Source organism: Seonamhaeicola marinus (genome assembly GCF_008085455.1).
Window position 1 is genome coordinate 255,656 of the sequence record NZ_VSDQ01000409.1, and the last position, 13,038, is coordinate 268,693.

Here is a 13,038-nt window from a genome sequence, read left to right on the forward strand (position 1 = left end):
TACATAATTTCTAATTTAATGTCCTAAAAAACATTACCGATATGCCATGAAAAGCTCCCTATTAACCATTCTATGTTGCATTGTTGCACTACATCTTTATGCGCAAGTTGACTCTGGAATTGAATTTTTTTCAGGGTCTTTTGAAAAAGCTATTAAAGCAGCCAAAGCACAAAACAAGAGCATTTTTATAGATTTTTCAACATCTTGGTGCGGACCATGTAGGCAAATGGATAGCTTTGTTTTTACAGACTCTGTAATTGGTGACTTCTATAACAAAAACTTTATATGTCTTAAATACGATGCTGAAAAAGGAGAAGGTATCACTATGGCAAACAAATATAAGGTTAGTGTTTTCCCAACCTTATTATTTTTATCTCCCGAACCAGATATAAAACTTAAGCATATTGGTTACAAAGGACCTCAGGCGTTCTTGGAATTAGGCCATACTAACGCAAACTCATCAAACAATACCATTCCCACCGCCTTATCCGACTATAACGCAGGCATAGAAAGTATCATTGAATTTAGTTCCTTTGTTGCATATCTAAGTCCGTTAGAAAAAGACGCCTTCTTATTGGATTATTTTCAGGATATTCCAAAAAGTAAATGGTATACGCCACAATACTTTCACTTAATTGAGATACACTCGCATTCTATCTTTGCTACTCTGCCTCAGTTTGTTATTGTCAATAGAAAAACGTATTCAGAAATATATGGTAATGAAAGGATAGATAAATTTATTAATGGACTCATGTCATTTGCATTGAAGTCACCAAGAACGGTGTATGGCGAATCTCATACCAACCTTTCTAACCTTGAAATAAAAAACGTGTTAATACGTGATTTAACAAAAATCGACTCCGTTTTTGCAGATAAGAACAAACTTAACCAAGACATAGCTTTGTTATGCAAGACTTTTAAAGAAAATCATCATAGTACAGACATTTGGGATTCGCTATTCTCTAAAGTGGAACACTATAACAAGCACTATTCGCCATTAGATGAACAATGGTACAATTTCTCTAATGATTGGTTTTATAGGGCTATAAGTATAATTTCAAGTAATTTAGAAAAAAAGAGATATAATGAAACCTGCTTAAACCTTGCTAAATCAAAGCTTAGTGAAAGCGATTACCATAGATTTGAAGAGGGGCTATGTAGAGGAACGGTTGAGAAATTTGTGGCGGGTAGGCATAAAAGTGAAAATAGTAAAATTGAGTTAGCCCTAGCACTAAGAATACTAGCAACATCATATCCTGTTTCTAAATTATGGGCAAATGATTTTTTATCTAAAATTAATGTGTTGGACAAAGACATTATTGCTTACAAAGAAACATTGATAAAAAAAGCTATGTAATAACTCTTGTTTTCAATAGTTTTTAAATGCATCGTCTTATTTTAGTCACAAGAATTTTATTAGATTTATCCTGTTTTAAAATCAATCGAAAAAAATCAACTAAACACCCCCGGCTCTAAATCCCAATATAAGCGCTTAACACGATGACAATCTTAGAAAAAACAAAAGACTACGCCATAAAAAAACACAAGGATGTAAACCAAAAATATGGTGATTATGATTATGACTTCCATTTAAATATGGTGTATGAGACCGCCCAGAAATTTATACATATAATAGCTCCTGAAGAACGAGAAAATGTCTTAGCAGCTTGTTGGGTTCATGATGTTATTGAAGATGCGCGTGAAACCTATAATGATGTTAAAAACGTAACGAACACAACGATTGCTGAACTTGCATATGCCTTAACAAATGAAAAAGGACGTACCCGAGCAGAACGAGCAAATGACAAATACTACAGAGGCATTAGAGAAACTAAAAACGCATCGTTTATAAAGTTTTGTGATAGAATTGCTAATGTTACACATTCAAAAAATAAGGGTTCCAAAATGTACAAAACATATAAAAATGAAAATGAAGCGTTTGTATCAAAAATATATGTTCCCGAGTGTGCCTCATTATCTGAACACCTTATAAACCTCTTTAAAGATTAACACTTCTTATTAAAGAAAATGAAAAAAACCTTATACGACCTAACTAAAGAGGACTGGAATACGTTGTTCCCTATTACTCTGGTAAATCACAACCCCGAATGGAAAACCATTTACAAACACGAAAAGGAGCGTATCTTGAAAAAGGTTGGCACGGATAAACTATTGCGAATTGAGCACTTTGGCAGTTCTTCAATTCCTACTATTAAATCTAAACCTTATATAGATTTGATGATTGAAATTCCAAAAGAATTATTATTTGATCAAGACTTAATTGATCAATTTACCGAACTGGGGTACTCACACTTTAAAGTACCTGCTCGAGAGGATATTGAAGCGTATTCAACATTTGGTAAGGGCTACAATCTTGATGGTAAAACCGAACAAATTTTTCATATTCATATGTGTCCAAAAGATAACGTAATGTGGAAACAAATCGACTTTCGTGATTTTTTAAATGCTAATCCTACAAGGGCAAAAGCATACGAAGATTTAAAAATTGAATTGGCGAAAAAATTCAGGAATGATAGAGGTGCTTATGTTTTAGGAAAAACCGAATTTATTAAAACCACTTTAGATCTAATTTACAAATAAATGACCCCAAAAGAGAATTTAGAGCAACTTGGACTGCAACTCCCAAACACCTCAACACCTGGTGGTAGTTATGAATCTGTAAATATCAGAAAAGACATTGCCTACATTGCTATTCAATTTCCTATTTTGAATGAAGAATTTAAATACCAGGGGCGCTTGGGGAATGAAATTTCTACCGAAGAGGGATTTAAAGCCATGGAGCTTTGCGCATTAAATGTTTTGGCCCAAGTAGACAATAAAATAGAGTTTAAAAACATTATAGGATTAAATCACATAGACGCCTATTTTCAATCGGGAGACCATTGGGATGATTCTCCTATTGTAGTGAATGGCGCCTCAGAGTTATTTGTAAATGTACTTGGGGACAAAGGGAAACATTCTAGAGCTATTTTTGGAGTTGAAAAACTCCCAAGAAATTTTAGTGTGGGTTTAACGGCTTCATTTACAATAAAACCTTAATACTATGAAAAAAGTACTTTTTGTAATATTCTATCTAGGCTTTAAATTTTGCTTTCCGCAAACAATAGATACGGAAATTAATTTGTCTCAAAGTGCTCTTGAATTAACAAAACAAAAAGTTACCTACGATCCAAGCTATTTTTCTATAGCCTACCCTAATGGCGATGTGCCAAGTGACAAAGGCGTTTGTACAGATGTTGTAATTAGGGCATATAGAACAATTGGTATCGATTTACAAAAAGAGGTTCATGAAGACATGAAAGCTAATTTTAAGCTTTATCCCAATATTTGGGGACTTAAATCTACAGACAAAAACATAGATCATAGAAGGGTTCCAAATTTAATGACGTTTTTTAAACGTAAAGGAGCTGAACAACCTATAACAAAAATAGCCTTAGATTATAAACCCGGTGACGTTGTTTGCTGGAATCTTGGAGGGGCAATAACCCATATTGGTATTGTGGTTAATAAAAAATCAAAAGACGGAAAACGCAATTTAATTGTCCATAATATTGGAAGCGGACAAGTTTTAGAAGATTGCTTATTCGACTTTAAAATTATTGGGCATTATAGGTATAAAATTTAAAGTTATTTCAATAAATGCATTTAATTAGGTTACACATGAGACAGAATATAATTTTCATTTTGTTATTAGGAATACCATGCCTTCTATTTAGCCAGAAAAACGAAATTTATTTTGATTATTTACAAAAACATGCTTTGGGAGGTGTAGAGAACAAATATGTTTTAACCCTAAGCGCATATTTAACGGACTGTGGAGAATTTGGTGGACATGAAGAAAAAATTGAAATTAAACGAAATGATAGACAGCTAATAGGAGTATTAACCATTTTTGAAACTACCTGTGGCCAAAACGGATATAAAAACCGTGACAAAATAGTCTCAAAAAAAGCCTTTGAAATTAGTGATGAAAAAGTTCAACTTGTTATTCAGTATATCCATAAAGTTTTGGAAAATAGCCTTAATTATGAAATGGTGACCCACGCAGATAATGAATATGGAGTAAAATTAGATTGGAGTGAAGAAACAGATTATGATTTTAAAAGAATTGACATTAGCTTTAGAACATATGGAAAGGGTTGGCAGGCGTTTGAAAAATTAAAAAGTGATTTAAAATAATTTAAATGACATCGAAATATTTTAAGATATGGGCGCCTCCTTGGCAAGAGATTTTATTCATCATTTCAATTGGTTCTTTATTATTTAAAGTAACAAAATTTAATTTAACTCAAAGGGCTATTGATGGTTGGGACCTAGCATTGATATTGCTAATTTCACCTTTATTAATTTGCTTAGTCGGCCAACTCTATTGGAGAAATAAAACCTTATCTAAGGTCTTATCTATAACCTTATCCATAGGCGCTATTATTGTCATTTTAATGGGAATTTACTTTGTAACAACAACGACTTCTAATTTTGGCGAAGCCTTTTTGATGTTAGCTTTTGGTGCTACCTCATTGTTTGCAGCAATGACAATGTATAGAAACAAACACAAAGAGAACTCTAAAGAGGTATCATTACACTAGCATTAAAATCTTTCAAACCTCGTCTGTACAATCCTGTTTTTTTATTATCTTCAAAATAAAAACTAATGAAAAAACTTGTATTTCTTTTACTATCTATAATTCTACTTAATTGTGCTTCTACCAATTATGCAACACAGGGTAAAGTAATACCAAAAGACTTTCATTTTAAAACAACTTTTACTACGCTTAAAACAGTTATTGTGTTGCCCTGCAATATGAATGGTAGCACCAAAAACTTCCTCTTTGATACTGGTGCGCAATTAACTGTAATTCAAAGAGACTCTATTTTTGGTAAGCGGTTTGTAGTTAGAGGCGCTACCAACAGAACTACCGAAAGTGGTAGCGAGACTATTAAGGACTTTAAAATAGGGACGGTAAATTTCACAAATACCTTTGCGAATAATTCGAACTTGGTTGGTCTTAAAGAACAAATACCAAACTTTGGCGGTGTTATTGGCAGACCAATTATAGACAAAGCCAATTGGCTCATAAATTACCCCGAAAAGCTTCTTGAAATTTCTAATAAAAACTTAGTAGATAAGTCCTTTTATAAGTTACCAATGGAGTTTACCAAAACAGGGGCTCCATATACCTTTTTAACCATTAACGGCAAGCAATACAAAACCATTATAGATCTTGGTTCTTCTTCTACACTAAACGTACCTAAAAATCATGAATTGGCTAAAGTTTTTGAAAAAACAATAGACTTAAAAACCAATAAAAGAGATCGGTATACTGTTGGAGGTTTACAACAGATTACCGAAAAGATTGGCATTGTTCCTGAAGTATCCATTGGACAAATAGCCTTTAAAGATTCTAAATTAACTATTAACACGTCTAGTCAACTAAGAATTGGCAATAACTTTTTTAAAGACTGTATTGTTTATATAGACAGCGCCAATAAAGCTTATCGTATAAAAAAATTAAACTAGCGGTTACTCTAGCCAACCCTTAAAATCTTTAACACGTTCTCTGGCCACGATAACATCTTGTTCATTATATGAGTTTAATTTTATCTGTAAGCGGGAATTGGTGTAACTCACCATATCCTTTATAGCATTAATATTCACAAAGAACTTTCTATTTATCCTAAAAAAGGTATGTGGCTCTAGTTCATCTTCTAATTGATCTAAAGTTTTATCTAAAAGATAATTTCTTCCTTCGTTGGTATGCAGGTATGTTCCCTTATTTTCGGAATAAAAGCATTCAATGTCATCTACATTAATTAATTTTAAATGTTGCCCTACTTTTACAGAAAAACGTTTTTTATATTCTCTATCTAAAGGATTTACTAAAAGCTTTTTAATATCCGAAAAATCAAGAGTTACGACTTGCTTTTCTGGTGCATTAGCTTTGTATTTATTAACTGCTGTTTCTAGTTCGTCTGAATCTATAGGCTTTAATAGATAATCTATACTATTTAATTTAAATGCCTGAAGTGCATACTCATCATAAGCCGTTGTAAAAATTATAGCCGATTTTATCTTAATTGTTTCAAAAATTTCAAAAGACAACCCATCACTTAGTTGAATATCCAAGAATATTAAATCTGGATGTGCATTATTTTGAAACCATTCAATAGACTCTTCAACAGAATGTAGCATGGTATCGGCTTCAATACCTAAATTAGCCAACATACGCTGTAATCTTCTTGCTGAAGGTTTTTCGTCTTCTATAATTATTACTTTCATCTGTGTATTTTTTTTTAGAGGTCAGATGTGACCTTTAATGCTAAAAATAATCATTGTTCTGGGGTTAATAATTATTTTTAACATGTCGGTTTCATCTATTTATTTTATTTTTATTCCCACATTGTGGTTTCTGTATTGTTTTCTTTTTCTAAAAATTCCTCTGCTTTCTTAGACTCCCATTTTTTACTAAAAAAGGTTTTATTTCTAAGCGCCCATCGTCCATGTAAAATGATAAAAATAGTCCAAAACAAAATCATCAAAGAATTAAACCATAAAAAGAAATTGGCATAAGGGTTATTTTCTCCTAAAATGTAAATGTTATATAGAAGAAGCACCACAACAATAATATAACCTACCAAATGAAAGTAAAACCATTTAACGCGCCTAACTTTTTCCTTAGCTTTTAAGTACTTTTTACTATAATTCTTATCAGACTCCATTATTATTAGTTTAATCCTCTTCTTGATCCATAAACTGTCTAATCTTGCGTTCTTCCCAAGACTTACTAAAAAACAGGTGCTTACCAAACACCCCAATAGCATGAAATGCTAATCCTATACCCCAAAACAAGGGTGTTGCCAAGGTGCCAAAATGCCAAATGTTCCAATTAGAATTTACTCCTATCATTACGATAATAAAGATGTTTACTAAGACATACCAAAATGCATGACCATAAAATCCTTTTAGTTCTTTAACTCTTTGTTTTGCTCTAAAATAAGCATCCTCTTTTTCAAACTTACTATAACCCGATGATTCTTCTAGTCTTCTCATAACAATAGTTTTAATCCCAACGTTCTTGTTGGTCATTACGCATATATTCTTCAATTTTTCGTTGCTCCCAATTTTTACTAAATATTATATTTTTGGTAAATAGACTAATAGCATGTATTGCTAAACCTATGCCCCAAAAAATAGCTGTAGCATAAGTATACCAAGCTCTGAATGAGATATCTGCAACAAAAAATAGTATAGAAAATATAAATACATTTACAACTAAATACACTACGGCATGCCAGTAAAACCCAGAAAGATTATCTAATCGTTTTTTAGCTCTAAAGTAGGCCTCCTTTTTAGTAAAATCTTCTATGGTCTCTAACTTTATCTGATTATTGCTTCTTTTAAACTCCTCTACTTCTTCTTCAACATATTGTTGTAGTTTTTTGCTTTTCCATTTTTTAAAAGATATTGTGCTTTCTGTGATTACGGCAAATCCATGAAAAGCAATACCTATACCCCAAGCCATCCAAAGGGCAAAGGTTGAAAAATCAAAAAACGCTTCATTAAAAGTTTCTCCTCTTTTTAGATTATAAACCACTTTAGCTGTTGATATACCTATATTAACAATAACATATACTAACAGGTGGATAAAAAACCCTTTGATATCGTCAACACGCTTTTTAGCTTTAATGTAATTTTCTTCTTTACTATAGTCTCTCATAGCTCCTGTGATTAGTTCCATCTGGCGTCCTCCTCTTCTTGTTTCATAAACTCCTGAATTTTGCGCTTTTCCCAACCGCGTCCAAAAGCTTTATCGCTTACAAATACTCTAAAACCTTGAATTACTAATCCTAATCCCCAACCAAACATTGGAAACCAGAACCACTGAAAGTTCCAAGAGGTTTTATAGTTTACAAAGGCTAAAAAAGGAATTACAAAAATGTATGATACTAGGCTATAGTAAAAGCCTTTAAGCTCTTCTACGTGATTTCTAGCACGTAAATAACTGTCGTCTATTTCGTTTGATGATTTTGGTCTCATGACTGATATTTGTTTTGTAAGTGTTGGGATGGCTACCCAAAACTTAGTTGATGTTTTATTAATGTCTACTTTTTTGGTAGTTAGCAGGTTATAACGTTGTTGTATATTACTTAGCCCTACACCACTACTCTTTTTTACTATTTGCTTTGGCTGAAGATTATTCTCAACTACCAAGTACCCACTGTCTTCATAAATCCTAATATGTAAAGGTTTGTTTGTAGTTACCATATTATGCTTTACAGCATTTTCTAGTAACAATTGTAATGACAGTGGCACTACTTTACTTTCTGGGTTAGATGCTTTATCTGGCATGGTAAACACAATACTGTCTTCAAATCTCATTTTTATTAAAGACATGTACGTTTTTGCGAATTTTAACTCCTCGTCTACAGATACTAACTCCTTATTTTTTTGCTCTAAAACATAGCGGTACACTTTAGATAATGAGGTTGTAAAATCTTGTGCTTTATCTGGATTCTCATCAATTAAACTAGTTAGTACGTTTAAACTATTGAATAAAAAATGAGGATCTAGTTGATTTTTTAAAGCATCGAACTTAGCACTTGCCGTACCTGCAATAACTTTTTGCTCTTTAATCTTATTTTGTTGGTACTTATTATAGAAATAAATGATATGAAAAACTGTTACTATTGTTAAAGTAACCCATAATCCAAAGCTATAATGGCCGAATGTTTGGCTAGCTAAAAACTCATCTAGCGTTTTTCCATTAAGGGTAACGGCAACAAGCATATTTAAAAGAAATAAGCAAATGAGTGTGATAACCGTTGCACCTAAAATACCAAGAATAAAGCGCTTAATTCTATCTTTACGTTTCCATGTTCGCTTTTCCATATAATCGAAAAAGAACATATTAGAAAACCCAATTAGAAAACCGTAAAGTTGATATATCACAAAGATTACAAGAAAATCTTCCGTGGATTTAAAGTTAAATCCGTTAGACATATAACTCCCTATTAAGAAGACAAACACGCCTATTACGAACAAGGTGATTATATTTTTTGGAAGATTTTTCATTGTATTTCTTGTATTATATAGTGTTAGCTACCCTTATTTTTCGCAAGATTTCAATAACATTTCTACTCTATCTTGCCCCCAATTAGGATAAAAAGGTGTTTCAGGTTTAAATTTAGCAAAAAGTTCTAAGGCTCTTTCTAAATCTTTACAAAACGGTGTGGTGTCTTGACCAAAAAATTTGGCGCCACCAATATTCCATTCCGCATGACAATATACTACTCTTGGATTTTCCGGATCTAATGCTTCTGCTTTAGTATATAATTCTACAACTTTTGGAGATAATGTCATTCCATAGGTTGCACCATCATAAGCTACCCAAGCCGTGTGTAATAACGCCTGTAATACTAAAATTTCTGCGTTGTCTTTAGATATTGCTGTTGCATCATTAATTAAGTCTTGTGCTTTTTTTAGTTGGGCAGTTAGTTTTTCTTTGTCTTTAATTCCAAAACTATAGAGCACATTTATTTGAGCTGCATAATATGGTGGCAACCAATTATCTTGTTCTGCGTTTGCAATGCGTTCAAATAAATTTGCCGCTTCTACATGTTCTCCTGCTGACCAAAGATCAAAGGCCTTTTGCATACCTTTTTCATAATTTGTTTGTGAGCTTGCTAATCCAGAAATTAATAGGGCTACGATGATGATTACATTTTTCATTTTTTAATTGATTTTAAAGTTTAATATGTTGACTAATTGATTTTCCTTTTATTTCAAATTTGGCATCTTCCCATTTTGGAGGCCCCATAAATCCAGTTGCATCATTGGAACAACCATAATCTTCTTTTGGAATTCCAAACATGCCCTTATCCATTTTATTATTATCATTTTCATCATGAAAAACAGAAATGGCATAAACACCTTCTGGAATATCTTTCAAGACAACTGCACACTGATTATTTTCAATTTTTGATACAGCCCTTTTAAATGTTTTGTTCAAAAAACTGTCTTCGGAGTTGTATAAACCAATAAATATTTTGCCATCATTACTATCGATTCCGGACACTTTAATGGTTAAATCATTACCTGTTGAACTTTGAGCAAACGCACTTGAGGTTGTGCTTAGAATAACTGAGAAAATAATTGTAATAAAGTAGTTCATAACTGTTCGTTTTCTTGCGCTGAATTGATTTTCAGAATAATTATGGTACAAATATCAAACAGGAATGAGTGTTTTTAAAAAGTGACTTACCGAATTGTAATTTTTATATGATGAACTGTAGAATAACCAGAGAAGTGGGAAAACGTAAGTCCAAAAAAGAGATAATAACATAGCTTTTCCAACAAAAAAACAAATAGAATAAGAGGTTTTAATACATGAAAAAACCAAGAGCTAAACAATTAACTCTTGGTTTCCCCACATTGATATAAAGAACTTTTTACAGACCTTAACCTTCTTGATATTTAAAGAAAATAGGCACTGCGTAAGATACTTTAACAGGTTTACCTCTTTGTTTCCCTGGTTTCATTTTTGGCACTAAACCAATTATACGTTCAGCTTCTTTTTCTAATATTTTATCAGGACCTCTGGAACGTATACCAGAAACATATCCTTTAGAATCTATAGTAAAAATAACAGATACTCTTCCTTGAATACCAAGATCTAAAGCAGCCTGAGGATATGTAAAATGTTTTACAACATGTTCTTGCATTTTCTTTTGAAAACAAGCTTTTGTTTTAGCTTTGGACATACCTTCACAACCAGGAAAAATTGGCACATCTTCAATAACTGCAAAAGCAACTTCTACATCTTCTTCTACCTCTTCAACTTCAATATCATCTACTTCAACAACTTCGGCAATTGCATCATCTTGCGTTGCTTCAGTACTTTCAATAATGGTTTCTTCAACCTCATCTGTATCTTCAACAATCTGAACATTTTCTTGAATAGCTACAGGAGGTGGCGGTGGAGGCGGAGGCGCTATTTGATCTACAATAGGAATTTCCTCTTCCACTTCACTTTCAACGTCTAATACGTCAATAGACACTACGTCTCTTTCGTAGGTTTTGAATTCTAACATTCGCCACGAAAGAAGTAACATCAAATTAAGACCAATAGCAAAATATAAGCTGCTATTGCGCCCAATTTCTAATTTTGGATTCTTTTTTGGTTTCATGACTCTAAGATTTTATACATTAAATGTATGACTTAACACCACAAAAAACTATGACCAAAATCATATATAGAACACCAACATATAAACTAAAAACTGTACATTAGTTCAACTAAAATTTAAACCAATGAAAGGCATTCAACTACTTTTATTATTTGTAACAATAAGTCTTCTATTTAATTGTGATAAACACAGCCAAAAGGAACAGCAAAAACCAACTACGAACGAAAGACCAGTATATAAGGTTATTAAAACAAAAGATTCCATTGTGGTAGACGGAAAAATGGAAGAAGTTAGTTGGCAGCATACCGAAGCACGTTCTTTAGATTATTTTTATAAAGGTGAAACCAATAACACACACCAAAAAACAATATATAGAATGCAATGGGATGATGAGCATCTCTATTTATTTTTTGAATGTGAGGATGAATTTATAACCGCAAGAGAAACTCAAAGGGACGGAAAACCATTTTTTGATGATTGTGCAGAACTATTTTTAATTCCGGCGCCAAAGGCTTTAAATACACATATTGCACTTGAAGTAAATTTAAATAAAGCTAAAAATGATGTGCTGTTTATAAACGATTTTGAAAAAGACAAAAATATTGTTGCTAAATGGTATAATCCTAATTATGACGTTGGTGTTACAATTGATGGCACAGTAAACGACAATTCTGATAAAGACAACGGCTGGACAATGGAATTTAAAATACCTTTTAATGTACTTTGGGGCTTAGATAGGGCTTATCCCGTAAAAAGTGGTGCCCAATATATGTTTTTGGCTATTAGACAAGACAGAAACACAATTGATGGTGAAAAACGTTCTACTACAACAATTTTCCCTGTGGAGAATATTGCAACAAAAGATGTACATCAACCAACCATGTTTGGACTTTTACAGCTAGTAGATTAATAGCTACAACAAATGGATTCAGAAATTATAATAGATTACAAAAGCAGGCTAAATAAAGTCTTTAATTACATTCATAGCAATTTGGATGCAAAACTATCTTTAGAAACCGTTGCTCAAATAGCCCACTTCTCCCCTTTTCATTTTCATAGAGTTTTTAAGCTTATTACAAATGAAACGTTAAACGAATACATTACAAGACAAAGGCTTGAAAAAGCAGCTTTAGACCTTCTATTAAAAACGCAATCGACTAAGGATATAGCCCTAAAATATGGTTTTAGTGATACAGCTTCGTTTTCAAAAGCCTTTAAACGATTTTATGATGTTAGTCCAACTCATTTTAAAACTCAAAACCCCAATAGATTTAGCAAGATTAGACAACTTGAGAGCAAGAATAAACAACAGCCTTTGGATATTGAAAAATACATTTGCAACATTAATAATCTAAAAAACTGGATACAAATGAATGCAAATATTGAAGTTAAGGACATAGATAAAATTGAAGTAGCTTATATCTCATGCATAGGGTCTCAAAACTTAGGACAGGCTTTTCAAAATCTTATGCAATGGGCTATTCCTAAAGGTTTGATGCACGATGAGACTAAAATGGCAACTATTTATTACGATAGTTTTAAAGTAACACCTCCACATAAGGTTAGAATGCATGCCTGCATTTTGTTAAATGATACAGTAGAGGGTGAAGGCGAAATAGGTTTCACAACCATTGAAGGTGGAAAATGTATTATTGGAAGTTTTGAAATTGGCGTTCATGAATTTGAAAAATCTTGGACAGGTCTATTTGTTTGGATGAATGAGAATGGATACAAAAAAGCAGATAGAGAGCCTTTTGAAGTTTATCATAACAATTTTAACGAACACCCAGAAAAGAAAGCTATTGTAGACTTTTATATTCCGGTAGTGTAAAC

General features: G+C 32.4%; 18 protein-coding genes. 10 read left to right on the forward strand and 8 right to left on the reverse strand.

Going from position 1 to position 13,038, the window contains the following annotated elements; all coding sequences use genetic code 11:
- Nucleotides 1-46: 46 nt before the first annotated feature.
- From FUA24_RS06225 to FUA24_RS06260, 8 genes are all read left to right on the forward strand, one after another.
- Nucleotides 47-1,357, forward strand: coding sequence for a thioredoxin family protein (locus FUA24_RS06225; protein ID WP_148540650.1), 1,311 nt, complete (start codon nucleotides 47-49; stop codon nucleotides 1,355-1,357).
- 143 nt (nucleotides 1,358-1,500) lie between these two features.
- On the forward strand, nucleotides 1,501-2,010 hold the full coding sequence (locus FUA24_RS06230) for a phosphohydrolase (RefSeq protein ID WP_222861325.1): 510 nt from the start codon (nucleotides 1,501-1,503) through the stop codon (nucleotides 2,008-2,010).
- Nucleotides 2,011-2,028: 18 nt separating this feature from the next.
- Nucleotides 2,029-2,601: a GrpB family protein gene (locus FUA24_RS06235; RefSeq protein WP_148540652.1), complete on the forward strand. Its 573-nt coding sequence runs from the start codon at nucleotides 2,029-2,031 to the stop codon at nucleotides 2,599-2,601.
- A complete protein-coding gene (locus FUA24_RS06240; protein WP_148540654.1) occupies nucleotides 2,602-3,060 on the forward strand; it encodes a RidA family protein in 459 nt (152 codons plus the stop codon).
- Nucleotides 3,061-3,064: 4 nt separating this feature from the next.
- Nucleotides 3,065-3,646: a DUF1287 domain-containing protein gene (locus tag FUA24_RS06245; protein ID WP_148540656.1), complete on the forward strand. Its 582-nt coding sequence runs from the start codon at nucleotides 3,065-3,067 to the stop codon at nucleotides 3,644-3,646.
- Between the two features lie 35 nt (nucleotides 3,647-3,681).
- On the forward strand, nucleotides 3,682-4,200 hold the full coding sequence (locus FUA24_RS06250; RefSeq protein WP_148540658.1) for a hypothetical protein: 519 nt from the start codon (nucleotides 3,682-3,684) through the stop codon (nucleotides 4,198-4,200).
- 5 nt (nucleotides 4,201-4,205) lie between these two features.
- On the forward strand, nucleotides 4,206-4,607 hold the full coding sequence (locus FUA24_RS06255; RefSeq protein WP_148540660.1) for a hypothetical protein: 402 nt from the start codon (nucleotides 4,206-4,208) through the stop codon (nucleotides 4,605-4,607).
- 65 nt (nucleotides 4,608-4,672) lie between these two features.
- A complete protein-coding gene (locus FUA24_RS06260) occupies nucleotides 4,673-5,539 on the forward strand; it encodes a pepsin/retropepsin-like aspartic protease family protein (protein WP_148540662.1) in 867 nt (288 codons plus the stop codon).
- Between the two features lie 3 nt (nucleotides 5,540-5,542).
- Here the strand turns inward: FUA24_RS06260 and FUA24_RS06265 are convergent, their stop codons facing one another.
- From FUA24_RS06265 to FUA24_RS06300, 8 genes are all read right to left on the reverse strand, one after another.
- Nucleotides 5,543-6,298 (reverse strand): LytR/AlgR family response regulator transcription factor, encoded by a 756-nt coding sequence (locus tag FUA24_RS06265; RefSeq protein ID WP_148540664.1) that lies wholly within the window; start codon nucleotides 6,296-6,298, stop codon nucleotides 5,543-5,545.
- 110 nt (nucleotides 6,299-6,408) lie between these two features.
- Complete coding sequence (locus FUA24_RS06270; RefSeq protein WP_187388190.1) at nucleotides 6,409-6,738, reverse strand: 2TM domain-containing protein; 330 nt, start codon at nucleotides 6,736-6,738, stop codon at nucleotides 6,409-6,411.
- Between the two features lie 10 nt (nucleotides 6,739-6,748).
- On the reverse strand, nucleotides 6,749-7,069 hold the full coding sequence (locus FUA24_RS06275; protein ID WP_148541102.1) for a 2TM domain-containing protein: 321 nt from the start codon (nucleotides 7,067-7,069) through the stop codon (nucleotides 6,749-6,751).
- A 10-nt stretch (nucleotides 7,070-7,079) separates the two neighbouring features.
- Complete coding sequence (locus FUA24_RS06280) at nucleotides 7,080-7,757, reverse strand: 2TM domain-containing protein (RefSeq protein WP_246146966.1); 678 nt, start codon at nucleotides 7,755-7,757, stop codon at nucleotides 7,080-7,082.
- Nucleotides 7,748-9,091 (reverse strand): histidine kinase, encoded by a 1,344-nt coding sequence (locus FUA24_RS06285; RefSeq protein ID WP_148540668.1) that lies wholly within the window; start codon nucleotides 9,089-9,091, stop codon nucleotides 7,748-7,750. The genes FUA24_RS06280 and FUA24_RS06285 overlap by 10 nt, the downstream gene beginning before the upstream one ends.
- A 33-nt stretch (nucleotides 9,092-9,124) precedes the next feature.
- Nucleotides 9,125-9,748 carry a hypothetical protein gene (locus FUA24_RS06290; RefSeq protein WP_148540670.1) on the reverse strand — a complete coding sequence of 208 codons (624 nt, stop codon included), beginning with the start codon at nucleotides 9,746-9,748 and terminating at the stop codon, nucleotides 9,125-9,127.
- Between the two features lie 13 nt (nucleotides 9,749-9,761).
- Nucleotides 9,762-10,190 (reverse strand): DUF2141 domain-containing protein, encoded by a 429-nt coding sequence (locus FUA24_RS06295; RefSeq protein WP_148540671.1) that lies wholly within the window; start codon nucleotides 10,188-10,190, stop codon nucleotides 9,762-9,764.
- 286 nt (nucleotides 10,191-10,476) lie between these two features.
- Nucleotides 10,477-11,205, reverse strand: coding sequence for an energy transducer TonB (locus FUA24_RS06300; RefSeq protein WP_148540673.1), 729 nt, complete (start codon nucleotides 11,203-11,205; stop codon nucleotides 10,477-10,479).
- Between the two features lie 124 nt (nucleotides 11,206-11,329).
- Between FUA24_RS06300 and FUA24_RS06305 the strand changes: the two genes are divergently transcribed.
- Entirely contained in the window at nucleotides 11,330-12,115 is a 786-nt protein-coding gene (locus FUA24_RS06305; RefSeq protein WP_148540675.1) for a carbohydrate-binding family 9-like protein, read from the forward strand.
- Nucleotides 12,116-12,127: 12 nt separating this feature from the next.
- Nucleotides 12,128-13,036 carry an AraC family transcriptional regulator gene (locus FUA24_RS06310; protein WP_148540677.1) on the forward strand — a complete coding sequence of 303 codons (909 nt, stop codon included), beginning with the start codon at nucleotides 12,128-12,130 and terminating at the stop codon, nucleotides 13,034-13,036.
- The last annotated feature ends 2 nt before the right edge of the window (nucleotides 13,037-13,038 follow it).